Annotated in this window: 14 protein-coding genes and 1 pseudogene; 10 read left to right on the forward strand and 5 right to left on the reverse strand. The window is 60.9% G+C overall.

Going from position 1 to position 17,063, the window contains the following annotated elements; translation table 11 throughout:
- The first annotated feature begins 499 nt into the window (after nucleotides 1-499).
- The 3 genes from RX328_RS30595 to RX328_RS30605 all read left to right on the forward strand — a co-directional run bounded on the left by RX328_RS30595 (nucleotide 500) and on the right by RX328_RS30605 (nucleotide 3,311).
- Nucleotides 500-781, forward strand: coding sequence for a hypothetical protein (locus RX328_RS30595; protein ID WP_213256369.1), 282 nt, complete (start codon nucleotides 500-502; stop codon nucleotides 779-781).
- A gap of 129 nt (nucleotides 782-910) precedes the next feature.
- Nucleotides 911-1,498 (forward strand): ubiquinol-cytochrome c reductase iron-sulfur subunit, encoded by a 588-nt coding sequence (locus tag RX328_RS30600; RefSeq protein WP_317258541.1) that lies wholly within the window; start codon nucleotides 911-913, stop codon nucleotides 1,496-1,498.
- Nucleotides 1,499-1,583: 85 nt separating this feature from the next.
- Complete coding sequence (locus RX328_RS30605; protein WP_317258542.1) at nucleotides 1,584-3,311, forward strand: methanol/ethanol family PQQ-dependent dehydrogenase; 1,728 nt, start codon at nucleotides 1,584-1,586, stop codon at nucleotides 3,309-3,311.
- A gap of 81 nt (nucleotides 3,312-3,392) precedes the next feature.
- Here RX328_RS30605 and RX328_RS30610 read toward each other — a convergent pair whose 3' ends face one another.
- Together RX328_RS30610 and RX328_RS30615 are read right to left on the reverse strand one after the other, a co-directional pair.
- Nucleotides 3,393-3,656, reverse strand: a complete 264-nt coding sequence (locus tag RX328_RS30610) for a hypothetical protein (RefSeq protein ID WP_213257595.1) — start codon at nucleotides 3,654-3,656, stop codon at nucleotides 3,393-3,395.
- A 55-nt stretch (nucleotides 3,657-3,711) separates the two neighbouring features.
- Nucleotides 3,712-4,061: pseudogene (locus RX328_RS30615) on the reverse strand (molybdopterin cofactor-binding domain-containing protein); the annotation flags it as partial.
- Nucleotides 4,062-4,306: 245 nt separating this feature from the next.
- Here RX328_RS30615 and RX328_RS30620 point away from each other — a divergent pair.
- Nucleotides 4,307-5,176, forward strand: a complete 870-nt coding sequence (locus RX328_RS30620) for a cytochrome c (RefSeq protein WP_213253167.1) — start codon at nucleotides 4,307-4,309, stop codon at nucleotides 5,174-5,176.
- Between the two features lie 367 nt (nucleotides 5,177-5,543).
- A complete protein-coding gene (locus RX328_RS30625) occupies nucleotides 5,544-7,034 on the forward strand; it encodes an Nramp family divalent metal transporter (RefSeq protein ID WP_213253168.1) in 1,491 nt (496 codons plus the stop codon).
- Nucleotides 7,035-7,629: 595 nt separating this feature from the next.
- Here the strand turns inward: RX328_RS30625 and RX328_RS30630 are convergent.
- Nucleotides 7,630-7,818, reverse strand: a complete 189-nt coding sequence (locus RX328_RS30630; RefSeq protein WP_156439620.1) for a hypothetical protein — start codon at nucleotides 7,816-7,818, stop codon at nucleotides 7,630-7,632.
- A 336-nt stretch (nucleotides 7,819-8,154) separates the two neighbouring features.
- Here RX328_RS30630 and RX328_RS30635 point away from each other — a divergent pair, with 336 nt between their 5' ends.
- Nucleotides 8,155-9,690 carry a serine hydrolase domain-containing protein gene (locus RX328_RS30635; RefSeq protein ID WP_213253169.1) on the forward strand — a complete coding sequence of 512 codons (1,536 nt, stop codon included), beginning with the start codon at nucleotides 8,155-8,157 and terminating at the stop codon, nucleotides 9,688-9,690.
- 339 nt (nucleotides 9,691-10,029) lie between these two features.
- On the opposite strand, the gene RX328_RS30640 is transcribed toward RX328_RS30635, so the two are convergent.
- Together RX328_RS30640 and RX328_RS30645 are read right to left on the reverse strand one after the other, a co-directional pair.
- Nucleotides 10,030-10,497 carry a metallophosphoesterase family protein gene (locus RX328_RS30640; protein ID WP_213253237.1) on the reverse strand — a complete coding sequence of 156 codons (468 nt, stop codon included), beginning with the start codon at nucleotides 10,495-10,497 and terminating at the stop codon, nucleotides 10,030-10,032.
- Between the two features lie 420 nt (nucleotides 10,498-10,917).
- The gene (locus RX328_RS30645) at nucleotides 10,918-11,913 is read right to left on the reverse strand and encodes an NmrA/HSCARG family protein (RefSeq protein WP_409410855.1); all 996 of its coding nucleotides are present in this window, start codon (nucleotides 11,911-11,913) and stop codon (nucleotides 10,918-10,920) included.
- Between the two features lie 372 nt (nucleotides 11,914-12,285).
- On the opposite strand from RX328_RS30645, the gene RX328_RS30650 reads away from it, so the two are divergent.
- The 4 genes from RX328_RS30650 (at nucleotide 12,286) to xylA (ending at nucleotide 17,057) form a co-directional block, all read left to right on the forward strand.
- Nucleotides 12,286-12,969 (forward strand): LysR substrate-binding domain-containing protein, encoded by a 684-nt coding sequence (locus RX328_RS30650; protein WP_312018054.1) that lies wholly within the window; start codon nucleotides 12,286-12,288, stop codon nucleotides 12,967-12,969.
- A gap of 194 nt (nucleotides 12,970-13,163) precedes the next feature.
- Nucleotides 13,164-14,210 carry a LacI family DNA-binding transcriptional regulator gene (locus RX328_RS30655; RefSeq protein WP_213253170.1) on the forward strand — a complete coding sequence of 349 codons (1,047 nt, stop codon included), beginning with the start codon at nucleotides 13,164-13,166 and terminating at the stop codon, nucleotides 14,208-14,210.
- 70 nt (nucleotides 14,211-14,280) lie between these two features.
- Nucleotides 14,281-15,738 carry a xylulokinase gene (xylB, locus tag RX328_RS30660; RefSeq protein WP_213253171.1) on the forward strand — a complete coding sequence of 486 codons (1,458 nt, stop codon included), beginning with the start codon at nucleotides 14,281-14,283 and terminating at the stop codon, nucleotides 15,736-15,738.
- On the forward strand, nucleotides 15,735-17,057 hold the full coding sequence (gene xylA / locus RX328_RS30665; protein WP_213253172.1) for a xylose isomerase: 1,323 nt from the start codon (nucleotides 15,735-15,737) through the stop codon (nucleotides 17,055-17,057). The genes xylB and xylA overlap by 4 nt, the downstream gene beginning before the upstream one ends.
- The last annotated feature ends 6 nt before the right edge of the window (nucleotides 17,058-17,063 follow it).

Consider the following 17,063-nt stretch of genomic DNA (forward strand, 5'->3'; position numbering starts at 1 on the left):
GTCAAATCCTGCTTGCCTGAGCATTCGCACCCACGGCAGCTAGGTTAGAGCTGGTCCAGTCCACTCGTGTGCCCAATCGCCTCGGCTAGCGCAGGTGGGGCGTGCCTTACTGGGTATACTCGGCGGCACGGTAGCATCCCCGCTAATTGCACGCGCTCAGCAACCAAAAATGAGCCGAATAGGCGTGCTTGTCATGGTAATGCCGATGTCGGCCGTTCGGGCGTGAGCTACGTGAGCCTGCGAGAACTCGGTCGCATCGAAGAACAACAGTATCCTATCGAGTTTCAGTCAGCGGAAGTACAGCTAAGGCCGTTCGGCGCTGGGATCATGTTTACGCGAATCGGCGCGTTATGCCTTCTGTGTTGCGCATCTCACTAGCGGCGCGGCTGCGCGTCTTGCCGCATCCCTTATCTTGAAAATAAGAGGATGAATTAGGAAACCATCGCGAGCCGGGGCGTTGGTATTGTTAGAAGTGACGCTACGACGGGGAGGACTTTCCATGCGAACCACAGTAGTTGCGATGCTTGTCGCGAGCGGAACGATGATCACCCTGCCAGCGCTGGCGCAGCAGCAGCAGCCGGCACCGAACCCACAAATGCAGGAGGAGGCTGACAAGGGCGCCAAGACTCGCCAGTCCGGTGAGTCCGGGTATGTCGGCGAGCAGGAAAAGCCCGGTGCTTCCGCCCACCCCCCTGGGAAGACTGACTCGGCTCCGCCGACAACGGGCTCAGCCACAGGCACCTCGACCGGGGCGACAGGCAGCGGTGAAAAGTCGCGCTGAGCCTTCTGGAGGTGTAGCACGACTGAGCGTAACCTCGTCTTCCTGACGCGGGCTTCATTATCCTTGCCGTCAAGCGCTGAGGTTACACGCCACTGAGATCCAGGCTCATAGCGGAGCTGGAGAAGACAAATGTGGTGTCCAAAGCAAACGCGACGCTCGCTCCTTTTGACGACGCTGGCCACCGGAGCGTTTCTGACGGGGCGGAGGTTCGCTGCGGCACAAGAAGATCAACCCGGCAGCAGCGACCGGCCGAAGAAAGGCGATCTTCTTGTTGTCTCCGAAGGCGAACGCGTCGGCGCCGTCATCGCGCCCGATGACGTGAAGCGCGGTGAACCGCCACTGCACGCCTGGCCAAAAGACCCCAAGACTTCGGTCGTCCGCAACGGCTCGCGGTTGAACGAGATCCTGGTCATAAGGCTTGATCCCGGCGAAATGGATGAGGAGACCCGCTCACGCTCTGCTGAGGGCATTGCAGCCTATTCGGCCATCTGTACTCACACCGGATGTTCTGTCACCGGCTGGCTGAAGTCCGAGACGGGCGACAAAGACGTTCTCAAGTGCTTTTGTCACAACTCCGAATTCAATCCGCGGGAAGGCGCACAAGTGGTGTTTGGACCAGCGCCGCGGCGCCTTGCGGCACTCCCGCTGGTAATAGCCGACGGCTCGCTCACCATAGCTGCGACATTCGTTGGAAAGGTAGGTGCTCAACAAGGGTGATGGGGCGCGGTCGCATCGGATCCCCTGCCCCAGATGATCGCACCACCAAGGGCGGCAGAGAGAAAGAGCTAGGGAGATGACGTCCATGACCATGAAGCAATGGCTATTGTCGAGCTTTGTTGCGTCCACGTGCCTGTTTTCAATCGCTGCCATTGCCGGCCCGATTGAGAAATACACCCCGGTGACCGCCGACCGCCTGAAGAACCCGGAACCCGGCAACTGGATGCTCTATCGCCGAACCTATGACGGCCAGGGATACAGCCCGCTCGACCAGATCAATACTTCGAACGTGAAAGACCTGGTGCCGGTGTGGACCTTCTCGACCGGCGTGATTGAGGGGCACGAGGCGCCGCCGATCGTAAACAATGGCGTGATGTTCGTCGCCACCCCACAGGGCCAGGTGATCGCCCTCAACGCCAAGACAGGCGATGAGTACTGGCGTTACAAACGCCAGCTCCCCGACGATCTCTTCCAATTGCACCCGACCAACCGCGGGGTGGGATTGTGGCAGGACAAGCTGTACCTGGCTACAACGGATGACCATGTGGTCGCGCTCGATGCCAAAACCGGCAAGGTCCTGTGGGATACCAAAGTCCAGGACTACAAAAAGGGTCAGTACCTGACCCTGATGCCGCTGGTTGTCGATGGCAAGGTTATCGTCGGTGCCGCCGGCGGTGAATTCGGCGTGCGCGGCTATGTCGTCGCCTATGATGCCAATAACGGCAAAGAATTGTGGCGGACCTTCACCATTCCCGGCCCAGGCGAACCGGGCCACGAGACCTGGAGCGGCGACGACTGGAAAACGGGCGGCGGCTCTGCGTGGATGACGGGCAACTACGATCCCGACACCCGGACCATTTACTGGGGCACCGGCAACGCCGCCCCGTGGCCGGGAGATACTCACCCCGGCGACAATCTCTACACAACCTCGGTGCTAGCGCTCGACCCGGATAGCGGCAAGATCAAAACCTATTTCCAGTACCATCAGAACGATTCCTGGGATTGGGACGAGGTGGATGCGCCAATGCTGATCGACCTGCAGCGGGATGGTCGCATCTTCAAGAGCCTCATCCATCCGGGACGCAACGCGATCTTCTGGGTACTCGAGCGCAAGCCGGACAGCATCAAGTATGTGGCCGGCTGGCCTTATGTCTATACCGACGTCTGGAAGGGCATTGAGCCCGAGACGGGCAAGCCGATCGTCGATCCGGCTCACAAGCCGGTTATGGGCAAGCGGGTTGAGTTCTGTCCGTCGTTATGGGGCGGCAAGGACTGGCCGTCGGCGGCCTATAGTCCGAAGACCCGCTTGGTCTATATTCCCGCCAACGAGAATTTCTGCGGCGGCTTTACCGGCGAGAAGGTGCCGTTGGTGCCCGGTCAGCTTTGGCTCGGGACCAAGCCCGAAGATATCGGTCTGAAGGTTCGCGCCGGCGCCACGCATTTTGGTGAGCTGCAGGCGTGGGATCCGGCGACGGGAAAGAAGGTGTGGTCGCATCTTTTCCCCAGATCGCACCTGTTTGGGTCGGTGACGGCGACCGCGGGCGACCTGATCTTTGTCGGAGGTACCAACGACCGGATGTTCCGCGCCTTCCACGCCAAGACCGGCGAACTGCTTTGGGAGCAGAAGACCAATTCCGGCATCATGGGCATGCCGGTCGCCTACGAAGTGGACGGGACACAGTATATCGCGATCCAGTCCGGGTGGGGTGTAGACGCCCAGCGCATCCAGGACGCGCTGACGACCAACAACATCGGTATCGAGAACAACGTGCCGCAGGGCGGCGTCGTCTGGGTGTTTGCCCTCAAGAAGTAACCGCCAGAGGTAATTTGCCGAGACGGCAACGGAAGAAAAAAGCGGCGGACGAACGTCCGCCGCTTTCAGGTTGGCTTGTTTTTATTTGCCCTTGGTCTCGACCTTCCGCTTTTCGTCTTCGTTCATTTGCTTGATCATCGGATCCCGGCTGGCTTCGCCGGTGGTCTGCGTTGTCGTGGCCGGTGGGCTTTCGCTTGGCATCGAGGTTTGCCCCGGCGGTGTTGTTGCTGGCCGCGTTGCGGTCGCGGGCGGCGGCGACGTGGTTTGAGCGGTCGCCGCCTGGGCAGTCAACAGAAGCACGCTCGACAGCAGCGACACCGCGAGCGCCGTTGAGTTGGGTTTCATCGGTCTGGCTCCTCCTAGATCAACGAAAACGGCCCGTGCGGTCTAACGTTCCCCCTTACGCTTCCAATTGCTTGCCGATCGGCAGTGCGCGGATGCGCTTGCCGGTCGCGGCGAAGATCGCGTTGATCAGCGCCGGCGCAACGGGCGGCACGCCCGGCTCACCGACGCCGCTGGGCGGGGTGTCGGGTCCGGGAGGCACGATATAGACGTTGGTCACGGCAGGGGATTCGTCGATCCGGAGCACCGGGAAATCGTCGAAATTGCCCTGTTGCACCTTGCCGTCCTTGAAGGTGATCGCGCCAGTTTTGGCGAAGCTCAGGCCCATGATCACAGCGCCTTCCATCTGCGCCTGGATCCGCTCCGGGTTGACTAGGTTCCGCAATCGATAGCGATATCAAGGCATGGACGTCTGAAAAGCCACCACAACTCGGGGCAAGTAGGGTTCACAACGCCTTGCTTGCTCTTGGATTTAGCGAGGGCTGTCTCTCGAACGGCGCGCTTTTGGTCAAGAACCCTTACGCAGTGGCCCACACGAGACGAGATTTTTTCGAAGGGTTGGGCTTCGCTGCTGGAGGAGTTGGGAATAGGTGTAACTCTGCAATAGTCGCATTGTGCGTCTACCATTGCCGCGTTGGAGGGATGTTTCGGATATGCCCACAACGATGATCGGGCTCGCTGTTACGTTGGCTTTCTCGCTGGTTGCCTTCACAGTGCCAACATCGGTTTGTGCAACCGGTCCGACGTTGACGGTGTCAGCCGATGGTCGCGCCCATATCTTCGATCGGGACGCGCTGCTTGCCCGCACGGATGTCGTCGAAATCACCACGTCGCGTGATGTCGCATACCGTACTCCTCGGACGTATCGAGCCGTGGCGCTCGCGAAGTTGCTTGAAGGAGTTGCCATTCCGCCCGATGCCGTGGTGGAAGCGGTAGCGCAAGACGGCTTCGTGACGCAAATCCCTCGCGATCTGGTGTACGCCAAAGACGGCGTCGTCGCGTATATGGCAATCGAAGCCGCCGACAGGCGGTGGCCACCAATTCCAGGTAAGGATAAGAGCGCAGGCGCCTTCTATATCGTATGGCTCGGCGATCAAGCGTCATCCGTCCCAACCATGATGTGGCCCTACCAACTTGTCAGTTTATCGGTGCAAGACGCGCCAGCCAAGCGGTGGCCCTCGCTCGCGGTTGATCCCATGCTCCCTGCCCTCCATCCGGCGCGAGACGGGCAAACCCTCTTCGTGAACAAATGCTTCACATGCCACACGATGAACCAGGCAGGATCGGCGTCGGCTGGCCCCGATCTGAATTTGCCGATGAACCCAACCGAGTACTTCACCGATGCCGGTTTGCGCGCGCTGATCCGAGATCCACGCTCGGTTCGGGTTTGGCCCGAGCAGCGGATGCCCAGCTTTTCCGAAGAGGACCTGAGCGATGAGGAACTCGGGCTGATCTTGGCGTATTTGAATCACATGGCGGATAGGAAGAACCGAGCAACGGAGGGCGGAAGCAGCAAACGCTAAGTAAATCGTAAAACTTGAGTACGGTTAGCGACAATGAGGGCGCAGCCGCCGCCGACAGGTGTCATCGCCGCTCGCAGAGGCAGCTCGACACGGCCGATCGGCAGAAGCCAGGCGCTCGCGCTCAAGACGACGCGCCTCAAGGAGAGGCCCCGAAATCGTTGCCCTGTTCTCCACGGCGTCCCACACTTTTGCATTGCTGAGCGCAGTGCGCCGGTAGTCCGCGTTGCTTGTGAACTGCGTGAACCGCAAACAACCGATGGAGGGGCAATACCCGTTGCCCATGCCTTGACACCTGCCTGTCTGGAGAGCAGCCTGCCCTAATATTTGGACGTGTGCCGACCCGTTCGAGGGACCTGAGGGGGCGAGCATGGCCGAAGTTGCAGCAGCCAGCGGTGCGACCAGCGATCCGCGCGATCTTCAGAATGTTCCAGACCCGCTGCCTTTGACGATTGGCGGCATCATTGCCGCAGTGGGACCCCAAGCCATCAACTTCGGCATTTCGATCGGTGGGGGTGAGGCTTACCTGCTGCCCAACGTGGCAGCACGCGGGGCGCTCGGTTGGCACTGGTTGTTGGTGATCTCCGTCATCGTCGAGACGGCGCTGGTATATGAGTGCATCAAATACAGCTGCTGCACCGGTCGGTCGTTCTTCGCCGGCACCAACGAGCTGGCGCCACGTGGCTTCTGGCCGTGGTTTTGGGCGATCGCCGCGGTGCTGACGTGGGCGTGGCCGGCGTGGATGGGAGGCGCGGTCATCGCTGCGCAAAGGTTCACCGGCATTTCCACGCCTCAGGGCTGGACCCTTTTTGGACAGGCGTTGCCGCCGCAATACATCTGGGCCGTGCTGGTTCTCGTCGTCTTCTATTTTTCTAATCGCACCTACGCGTTTCTCGAATGGTTCTTCAAGGTCATCATGTTTTTGAATATCGTCCTGGTCCTGGCGGTCACTGTCATTGCCGCCAAACCCAGCGACTATATTACGATTCTGCAGGCCTATTTGGGGCTGCTATTCTTTTCGCCGGAATGGACCAAGGATGTTACGCCGCTCGATATTGTTGCGCTCTACAATCAGCCCGGCGGCAGCCTGATGTGGGTCAGCTTTTGGGTAGTCGCGGCAGGATGGGGCATGGGCCGCTACGCGGGCCAGGTCACGGGCTTCCTGCGGCCGCCCGAGCGGATTACTGCCGAGGAGATACGGTGGAACAGCAACGATCCGCAGGAAGTCGCCAAGATGAAGCAGTGGGTCCGGCTGGGTGGCTTGAGCCTTGTCGTATGGTGGGCGATCATCGGCGGCTTGATCATGACCTACCTCTATTCGGTCGCCGGCTATGCGTACCTCCACAACGAGTTCCTGAATACCGGTAAGGTGCCGACGGGCGTGGAGGTGCCCCTGCAGATGGCGATCGTGGCACAGGGCGTTCTCGGGCCGGCCGCTGGGGCGCTAATGCTGATCGTGATCATGGTCACGCTTTATGATGCCCAGTTCCCGTTTTATGACACCTTCGTCGGCCGCACCACGACCGATGCCATCGCCGTGACCACCGATCTAGAAGACAAGATTCCTTACCGCGTGTGGTACTTCATCGTGGTAACCGTCGCGGTTTTGGCAGGCTTCTATCTGATCCTACAGCAACAGCCGTTCTTCATGTGGCTAATGGTGGCTGTGGCGGCAGTGGTTTACCGCTCGATCGGTTCGCTGCAGATCATGATGATCAATAACCGTCGTCTGCCGCCGGAGTTTAGGGTCAGTACGCTGAACGCCATTATCCTCTGGTTCAGCTTCGTCACCGGCCTCGTGTCCGTCGGCTATTGGGCGTACCACTCATGGGCTGACATCATGAAGCGGTTTGCAGCGTGACGGAGCGACGGGAGAACCGCTACTTGCGGTTCGCGATCAAGCGATGGTGAGAGTCGTCCTTTGGCACGTGTTGATGCTCGTATGGCTCGCGCTCCTGATCCGGGGCGGGTGGTGGATGTGGCCGGCCTTCGAGAAGCTGGAGTTCAGTCAGGATGCCGTCACCGGACTGCTCTGGCTCGTCATGGGTAGCCTTCTTTGGCTGCTGGCGTTTCTTTATGGGCGCGAACGCTATTGGCGGCACGGACGTCACCTATCAGGTCCCCGATCTTGATCCTGTCTGGTTGGTTTTCTAGCTGGTCCATGCGAGCCATGAGCGCCAAGGTTGGCGCGCGCCTCGTGACGGTCGCGTCGGAGCGTGTCTTAATTTGCCTTCGCTAGTGTACTAGTTAGGACAGTACGCCCGGCACTGCGTGTTTAAGCGGCGCTGGACATGAAGAGCGCAGCGCTGCGTCCTACGCTGCACTTCCGAGACCGGCACCTTCGGACCTACGGGACCGGGCTGATGATCTAGAATGGCGTTAAAGCAGTGCGCCTCTTGCATCCGATGGCTTGGCCTTCGACCAATAGCGAGGTCCAGGACCTGCTTGCGAAACCGTTAGAAAAACGATTTGACCGTCAGCCCTGCTGCGCGGGCATCCTGTATGAATGTATGCGCTTCCTCATTGGACATTGTAAGTTCACCGCCGCCGAGGAATTCCTCTCCTTTGGGGGTGTTTGCACGGAACATCGTCTCGTGTCTGCCTATATCAACCGTATAATCAATGTCGCTTGGTGCTTCGGGCATGGCATCCTCCTCGATCCCGAAGCGAGCATATTGTGTCTATTTCAACCGGCCCCACAAGGCGGCAATTGCGAGATAACGCTGCTGCGCGGGCGATCATGATTGGGGGTGAAGAAGCATGCTCACTATCTGCAGGCAGGCCTGTCGTATTGGTCCGCTTGGCCCGAAACGGAACTCGCCGGCCGTAGCTAGCGGCCGAGCGGTTGTGCCGCAGATCTGATATCCTGCGCCGCGAGGGCTGGTCCATACTCTCACTCAGATCCGCGTTAGGGCATATTGATGTGTTGCATGCGCAGCAATTGAACCAAACGATTATTGTTCGTTTTCGCGGGAGCGATCATGAATAAGTGTCTTCTGGCGACGATTTTTGTGGCCCTCGCCGGTGCGGCGGCGGCTGCGCAGGCTCCCGCCAAGGACGCGCTCATCGCCCGCGCGAAATCATTCGAACTCGACACGCCCTATGTGCCGCCGCCAGGCGGCCCCTTGACGCATCATGCCGCCGGATATGCAAAGGTCATGTGCTCAGCTGTATTCATGACCGGTCTAGCGCCCGATTTCGCGGCCGAAAATGTTGGGTTTTTCACGGCGCCCTACCCACAGCGCGCGAAGCTCGGCAAGCCGGTCATCGATCGCGTCAACAAGGCGGTCCATGTCACGCTCCCTAGCGGCGTAACCCGGACGGCCAAATACCTCGGAAGCCAGGGTTGCGTCACGTTCCCGATCGGCAAGAGCGCCGTGAATTTCAAGCCGGTCGCCGTCAAGAGCCGATTGCCCGATCCCGCCACCCAAATGTGGCCCACGGGCGACATGCTGCCGCAAGATCCGTTACCGACAGAGATCGACGCCGAGAAACTCAAAGCTGCCGTGAATGCCGCGTTCCAGCCGGCCGAAGGATTGACCGCCGCGTTCGTTGTGACATGGAAAGGCCGCCTTATTGCCGAGCGCTACGCGGAAGGCATTACGGCGCACACGCCGCTCGAAAGCTGGTCCATGGGCAAGAGCGCTACGGCAGCGCTCTTTGGCATTCTGGTCAAAGACGGCGTCTATGATTTGGACCAGGAGGCACCGATCCCTGAATGGCAAACACCCGGCGACCCGCGCGCCAAAATACGCATTGCGAATCTCCTTCACATGTCGAGCGGCCTTCGGATCAGGGCGCCCCAAGACCCCGATTATGACCCAACGGGGCCTTATCCGGATCACGTCTATCTTTATACCGGCGGCATCGATTCCTTTCACTACGCGGCAACACGGCCATTGCAATGGCCTCCCGACACGGTCGGACGCTATCGCAACACCGATCCGGTCCTGATCAACTATCTGATCCGGCTCGGTGTCGAAAAACGCGGCGACGAATATCTCTCATTTCCCCAGCGGGTGCTGTTCGACAAGCTCGGCATCCGTACCATGGTGATCGAAACTGATCCCTTCGGAAATTTTCTAGGGCAAGGTCATGTGGTGGGCTCCGGGCGCGATTGGGCGCGGCTTGGCAATCTCTTTCTTCAGGGGGGAGTTTGGAACGGTGAGCGCATTCTCCCAGAGGGCTACACCACATTCGTCAGCACGCTTGCGCCCGCCTGGGCCGCGGACAATCGGCCGATCTATGGAGCCTTTTTCTGGCTCAACGGCGTCGGGCAGTATCCAGTCCCGCGCGATGCCTATTACATGGCGGGCGCTGGCGGGCAGACCACGCTGATCATTCCCTCGCACGATCTCGTCGTCGTGCGTCTCGGGCACTATCGGGGCGCATCTTACGCCGCTTCAGGCTTCAGCAAGGCGCTTGCGCTGTTGATCGAGGCGGTGCCAAAAGCACAGAAGCCCCCTGCCCAAGAATCCGATAACAGAGGGCCCAACGGGCCAAGCAAAGGACAGTAGAAATAGTCCGTCTGTTGGGAAATGAGACATGCCAATCATGCTGACCAGTCCGCTTTCGATGGAAGTGGAGACATAGGTAAGACGAACAGGTATCTCGCCGCTTGAACAATATGAGATATCAAAAATACGAAAACCAACGCGACAGACTGCAAGTTAGGGACGTTGCAGATTAGATGCTTTCACCACACAGTGACATTCACAACACGTGTATCCAGTGCGTTGGTCCGCACGAACGATACCAAGGTCGAACTTGCGAGTGACGAGCGACGATAGCACGCCGAGCCTGGTTGCGAATATCCTAGAAAGGACACTGCTTAGTGTTAGTCGGCCTCGTCCACATCACTCGGCGCGACTAAGGTCGTGTATGATCGGCCGAAGGCCGCTTGCGGTCAGCTCCAAAGTAGCCAGTGTGATAGGCAGCTTGAAACGCCGTGGCCCGGCACTTCCAGGGTTTAGATAGAGCACACCGTCAATCGTTTCGATCCGAGGACGATGCGAGTGACCGGAAACCACCACGTCAATTCCGCAAACTGCTGGGTCGATCTGCAGTTGCTGAAGATCGTGCAAGACATAGAAGGACCGCTCCCCGAGTCGTATCACCTGGGTGTCGGGATAATGTTTCGCCCAGTCGCCGGTATCGATGTTTCCCCTGATCGCGGTGACGGGCGCAATCCGACGGAGTCTGACAAGAACGTCCGCGTGGCCAATATCGCCCGCGTGGATGATATGCGCCACCCCGGCAAGCCCTTGCTCAGCCTCAGGCCGCAGGAGCCCGTGGGTGTCCGAGACGATTCCAATCCTCAGCACTGCGCAGTATCCCTCGATGCGCGGCCGAACGGCGTGTCCGACTATCTCGATCACGCATAACACGGCTAGACAATATCGGCGTTCAAATCAGGGGGAGCGCTACCAACCCGGCTACGGCGATCTTTGTTTTCAAGTTGAATCAGCGCAGCTCGGCAAACCTGGCGGCGCTTTTCGCCTCCGACAACAGCGGAGCTCGTCCCCGCACACACAGCTCCCCGCCTCGGCGAGTCTTCGTCGTCCACCACGCCCAATTCACGTGCCCTGCCCCACTTCAGGGCCGGCTCACATTGGCTGTCGCAAGATTTTTGTTGAATTTCCGGTGCACACGTCGTGCACAGGCGGTCGTCCAAATAATTGAGATTCTTAAGCTCTCGCTCCAACCCATCGTGAGGAAGTTTGACTAGGTCCAGCCAGCCGCGCCTAACGAAGAAGGGCGTGATCGGGCTCAGGAGCGGCGCCATAAGACAGCAAGTCGCCTTGCCAATGACTGCGTTTCAGGAATTGCTCCCAGGTCAACGCATGCGGATCGATTTTCCGGCTCCACGTCAGGTCGCGCTCGGGGGCGAAGTAACCATATTCGACTGCGTATTCCACCATGCCCACCAACTCGCGCACAAGATGCTCGTCGGCGGCAAAACCCGGAAAGTGGCGCAACAGATCTTCGCGCGAGTAAGCGGAGGCATAGCGCGCCCGCTGCCCGGTGACGCGCGCAAACGTGTCCACCATGTCCTGCGCCGAGAGAAACTCGCCGATAACCGGCAGGGTTTGGCCGGCGTATTGCGTCGGGCGATCGAAAATCTCGCGCACCGCCGGCCCGGCCGCAGTGAGCGGATCACAGAACGGCATGGGGATGTGCGGCGGTAAGTAGATGGCAAACGTGATGCCGTCCTTCCCGCGCTGCGGCACATAATATTCGAGGAAGTTGGTGTAGAAGAACGCCAGGTACACGAACGAGCTGCGAATGGGCAGGCTGCGAATATAATCTGCCACCTTCGCCTTATCGGTGAAGTGCGGCGCCCACTTGGTACCGCCGGTGCGCGCTTCGACATTTTCGAGCCCGCTGAAAACTACATGTTCGACACCGGCCGCCACCGCCGCATCGGCCAATTCCTTGCCGAGGGTAAACTCAAGTTCAGCGGGCGGCACTTTGACGATGGGCGGCGTCATCAAGAACGCCCCGGCCGAGCCGCTCATAGCCGCGGTCAACTCAGCCTGCTTGCCGGGCTCAAGCGGCGCGACCACGACTTCGGCGCCCTTCTGCGCCAGGATTTGCGCGGGCTGGCTGTCGCGGCGCCGAGTCAGGGCACGCACCCGGTAGCGCCCGCTGTCGAGCAAGGCTTCGGCGACGCTTCGACCTTGCTTACTTGAGGCACCGACTACGGTGATCAAAGGTTTGGAGGTATCGGTCTGGATCACGCTATTTCTCCTTTTCTCAAGGGCATGAAACGCTGCCGCCCGATCCCCACCACGGCCTCGCAGGTGAGCGCGGCGCGGGTCTGCCCTGGTGCACGAAGTCTCGACTGATCCGAGCTATATTTGAAATCGTAGAAGTGTTCGGCTACTATCCATCCGATGGATAGCAAGCGCCTCGATCTCAATCTGTTGGTCACTCTCGAGACGTTGCTGGTGAGCAGAACGTCACGAAGGCGGCGATCCGCCTTCATCTGAGCCAACCAGCGGTAAGCGCGCAGCTAAACCGTCTCCGGCATGAATTCGATGACTTGCTGCTCATTCCTGCACAGCGAGGAATGACGCCGACCGCCAAGGCAATCGAACTGCTCGACCCCCTTGCGCCAAGCGCTCGACCAGGTTCGCGCCACCGTCGCCAGGCACAGGAACTTCGATCCTGCCAAGGCCAAGCTAACCGTCGCCATCGCCTGCACAGACTATTTGCAGGCAGCAGTGATCAAGCCGCTCGTCGTGGAACTCAGAACGCGGGCACCCGGGGTGCGTGTGGCCCTGCGCAATCTGGACCTGCCGCAGTTGGAGGCGCAGATGGCGCGCGGTGAAGTCGACCTGGTGCTGATGACACCACAGGATGCGCCGCCCAGTCTTCGTACCAGGCATCTGTTCGACGAGCGCTATGTGCTTATCGGCCGCCGCAAGCATCCGCGACTACGGAAAGGGATCACGGTCGAAGAATTTGCCAGGCTGGAGCACGTAGTCGTGTCCCTTGGTGGCGGCGGCTTTGTGACACCGGTGGATAGCGCTTTGGCTGCTCTCGGATACAAGCGCAATGCGGTGTTATCCGCCGCTTCATTTTTGTTCGTTCCCGAGATCGTGTCTGACTCGGACTTCGTGGCTCTGGTGCCGGAAAGGCTGGTGCGCGACCGTTCCGACACGCTCAAGGTGATGGACTGTCCGTTCCCCGTGGAAGGCTTCGCCGTCGGGATGGTGTGGCACGAGCGCAGTCACGGACACAGCGGACAACGCTGGATCCGAGAGGCGATCGTGTCACTGATCAATGCTTAAGGAGTTACCTATGCTCAACTCCGCAAGGTGATAAGCCTTATTGGGTTGCAGGTAGGTCGAGGACCCCAACGGCCTCTTGACGCTTGATCTGACCAGACCCTGACGACCGCTCCCGGAGGGCGCTACCGCTACGCGGTGTCGTGTCCCTCAAAATGAGTTGCGCACCTCAAATAACCTCTGCTAGCCTTCAGTCCATGAAGGATGCTGACGCCAACAGCCCTCTGACGCTCAGGGACATCGCTCGCCAGGCTGGCGTCAGCCTCGCGACGGTCGATCGTGTGTTGCACAACCGCCCCGGCGTGCGGCCGGACACGGTTCGCCGCGTCAAGGAGGCGATCGCGCGAAATTCCTTCCAGCCACATGTGGCCGCGGCCGAGCTCGCCCGTGGCCGGGCACGGCGCTTCGCCTTCGTGATGCCGTCCGGGCCGAACCTGTTCATGCAGCAGATCCACTCCTATCTCGGCGAGATGTCGGGCTGGCTGTCGGCGCGTCGGCTTGCGGTCGAGATGGTCGCGACTGACGTTTTCGACCCCTCCGTCCTCGCGGCTTCGCTGGAGACGCTTGCCGGCGGCGACTATGATGGCGTTGCGGTGGTGGCGCTCGATCATCCTAGCGTCCGCGCCGCCATCAACGATCTCGTCGATGCCGGCGCCAAGGTCGTGACGCTGGTCTCGGATGTGCCGTCGTCGCGGCGTCATCACTATGTCGGCATCGACAACATCGCCGCCGGGCGCACCGCCGGCGCGCTGGTCGGCCGGCTCGTCGGTCCGCGATCGGGCAAGGTCGCGATCGTCGCGGGCTCGCAGGGCCTACGCGACCACGCCGAGCGCATCTTCGGCTTCAACCAGGTGATGGCGTCGGAGTTTTCAGGGCTCGACGTGCTGCCCGTGCTCGAAGGTCGCGACGAGGACGAGCGCTCGGAACAACTCCTGTCGCGGCTGCTCGGCAAACATCCCGACATCGTCGGTTTCTACAATGTCGGCGCGGGCACGCAAGGCGTTGCCAAGGCCCTGATCGATTCCGGTCGCGAGAAGCAGGTCGTGTTTGTCGGCCACGACGTCACGGTCTTGACGCGCAAGCTCTTGTTGCAGGGCGTGATGGACGCGGCGATCTCACAAAACCCGGGACATGAGGCGCGGGCCGCCGTGCGCGTGCTGCTCGCGCTTGCCCGCGGCGAGCCGATCTTGATTGAGCAGGAGAAGATCCGGATCGACATCGTGATGCGGGACAATCTGCCCTAGCCGGCAGCACTGATTTCGATGCTGGAAGGCGACGAAGATCGCCAGCCGGGCTGCAAGGGAGGATGACAATTTGTATCTCGGAATGGACATCGGCACGTCCGGTGTGAAGGCGGTGCTGGTGAACGAGGCCGGCGCAATCGTCGCGACGGCCGCGCGCGAGCTTGCGATGTCACATCCCGCGCCGCTTTGGTCCGAGCAGGATCCGGACGCCTGGGTCGGCGCTGCGATCGGCGCCGTCGACGATCTTGCATCCGCGCATCCGCGCGAGGTTGCGCAGGTGCGTGGTATTGGTCTTTCAGGCCAGATGCACGGCGCCACGTTGCTCGGTGATGACGGCCGTCCGCTGAGGCCGGCGATCCTCTGGAATGATGGCCGCTCGCATGCCGAATGCGAGCGGCTCGAGCGGCACTGCCCCTCGTTGCACGCGATCGCTGGCAATTTGGCGATGCCGGGCTTCACGGCGCCAAAGCTGCTTTGGGTGGCGCGTCACGAGTCCGAGATTTTCGAGCGAGTGGCAAAAGTGCTGCTGCCAAAGGCCTACGTGCGCTACCGCCTGACCGGCGAGATGGTCGAGGATATGTCGGACGCCGCCGGCACGCTCTGGCTCGACGTTGGTGGGCGCTGCTGGTCTGCGTTGCTGCTAAATGCCACGGGGCTCGGTCTTCACCACATGCCGCGCCTGGTCGAAGGCAGCGAGATCAGCGCGGCGCTCGCTCCCGAATTTTCGAAGCGCTGGGGCATGGCGAAAGATATCGTGGTTGCCGGCGGTGCCGGAGACTGTGCCGCCAGCGCGATCGGGCTTGGCGCCATCACGCCGGGCGATGCGTTCCTGTCGCTCGGGACCTCAGGCGTCGTGTTTCGTGTCACCGACAGCTTTGCGCCGGCGCCTGCGTCGGCTGTGCACGCCTTCTGTCATGCGCTTCCGGGTCTCTGGCACCAGATGGGGGTGATGCTGGCGGCGGCCGCCTCGCTCGCCTGGATTTCAGGGGTCATGGCAATGCCTGCCGCCGCGCTGCTGGCGCCGCTCGGCGAGACCGTCCGCGGACCGAGCCCGGTCAAGTTCCTTCCCTATCTCGATGGCGAGCGCACGCCACACAACGACGCCACCGCCAGCGGCGCGTTCGTGGGTCTTCGCGGTGCGATGGGCCGCGATCAGATCGTCCAGGCCGTGCTCGAAGGCGTGGCCTTTGCTGCGCGCGACAATCTTGCAGCGCTCGGCGGCGCCAGTTCGGCGATCACCGAAGTCGACCTCGTCGGCGGCGGATCGCGCTCGGCGCTGTGGGCACAGATTTGCGCCGACGTGCTCGGTATTGCCGTGCACCGCGTCGAGGAGGGCGAGGTTGGTGCGGCGCTTGGCGCGGCACGGCTCGGCCGGCTTGCCGCAACCAACGAAAACCCCGCAGAGGTCTGCACGCGTCCGCGGCGGCTTGCGAGCTTCATGCCGCGTGCGTCTGCCAAGGCCGCCTATGATGAAGCCTATCACCAGTGGCGAAAACTATATCCCGCGCTGAAGGAGATCTCGCTGTGAACGCGTCACCCAAATTCTTCGGGACGAGTGCGCCGGTCGTCTATGGCGGCAAGGACGCCGAGAACCCCCTCGCCTTCCGCTGGTACGACAAGAATCGCATTGTTCATGGACGGCGGCTCGAGGACCACCTGCGTTTCGCGGTCTGCTACTGGCATTCGTTCTGCTGGCCCGGCGGCGACCCCTTCGGCGGCGAGACATTCCTGCGGCCCTGGCATCATGGCACGGATACAATGGCGCTGGCGCGCGCCAAGGCCGATATCGCTTTCGAGCTGTTCCGCCTGCTCGATGTGCCGTTCTTCACCTTTCATGATGTCGATGCCGCACCGGAAGGCGCCTCGCTCGCCGAATCCGTCGCCAACCTCAACGCCATTGCCGATCTCTTCGAACAGAAGATGGCGTCCTCCAAGGTGCGTCTCCTATGGGGAACGGCCAATCTGTTCACGCATCGCCGCTACATGGCCGGCGCCGCGACCAATCCGGATCCTGACATTTTCACCTATGCCGCCGGCCAGGTACGGGCCGCGCTCGAGGTGACTCACCGTTTGGGCGGGCAGAACTATGTGCTCTGGGGTGGACGCGAAGGCTATGAGACGCTGCTCAACACCGACATCAAGCGCGAGCTCGACCAGCTCGGCCGCTTCGTCTCGCTGGTCGTCGAGCACAAGCACAAGATCGGTTTCAAGGGACCGCTCCTGATCGAACCGAAGCCGAAGGAACCGACCAAGCATCAATATGATTTCGACGTTGCGACGTGCTACGGGTTCCTCCAGCGCTATGACCTTCTGAAAGACGTCAAGCTCAACATCGAGCAGAACCACGCCATCCTTGCCGGCCACTCGTTCCAGCACGAGATCGCGCTGGCCCAGGCGCTCGGCGTGTTCGGCTCGCTCGACATCAACCGCGGTGACGATCTGCTCGGCTGGGATACCGACCAGTTCGCGATGAACGTACCGGAGCTGGCGCTGGCGTTCCACGACATTCTGAAGGCAGGTGGCTTCACGACGGGCGGTCTCAATTTCGACGCCAAGATCAGGCGGCAATCGATCGATCCGGACGATCTGATCCATGCTCATGTCGGCTCGATGGACGCCTGCGCGCGGGCGTTCCTCGCCGCCGCCGACATGCTCGATGCCGAGGCGCTCACGATGCCGGTTACGGAACGTTATGCCGGATGGGCTGATGCCGAGGGACGCGCCATCCTCGCTGGCCAGCGTTCGCTTGCCGATCTCGCTGATCGCGCGCTGGCACCCGGTTTCGATCCACAGCCGCGCTCGGGTCGTCAGGAATATCTGGAATCAGTGGTCAACCGGTACGTCTGAGCGAGG

Source organism: Bradyrhizobium sp. sBnM-33, assembly GCF_032917945.1.
In the GTDB taxonomy this organism is placed as follows: Bacteria; Pseudomonadota; Alphaproteobacteria; order Rhizobiales; family Xanthobacteraceae; genus Bradyrhizobium.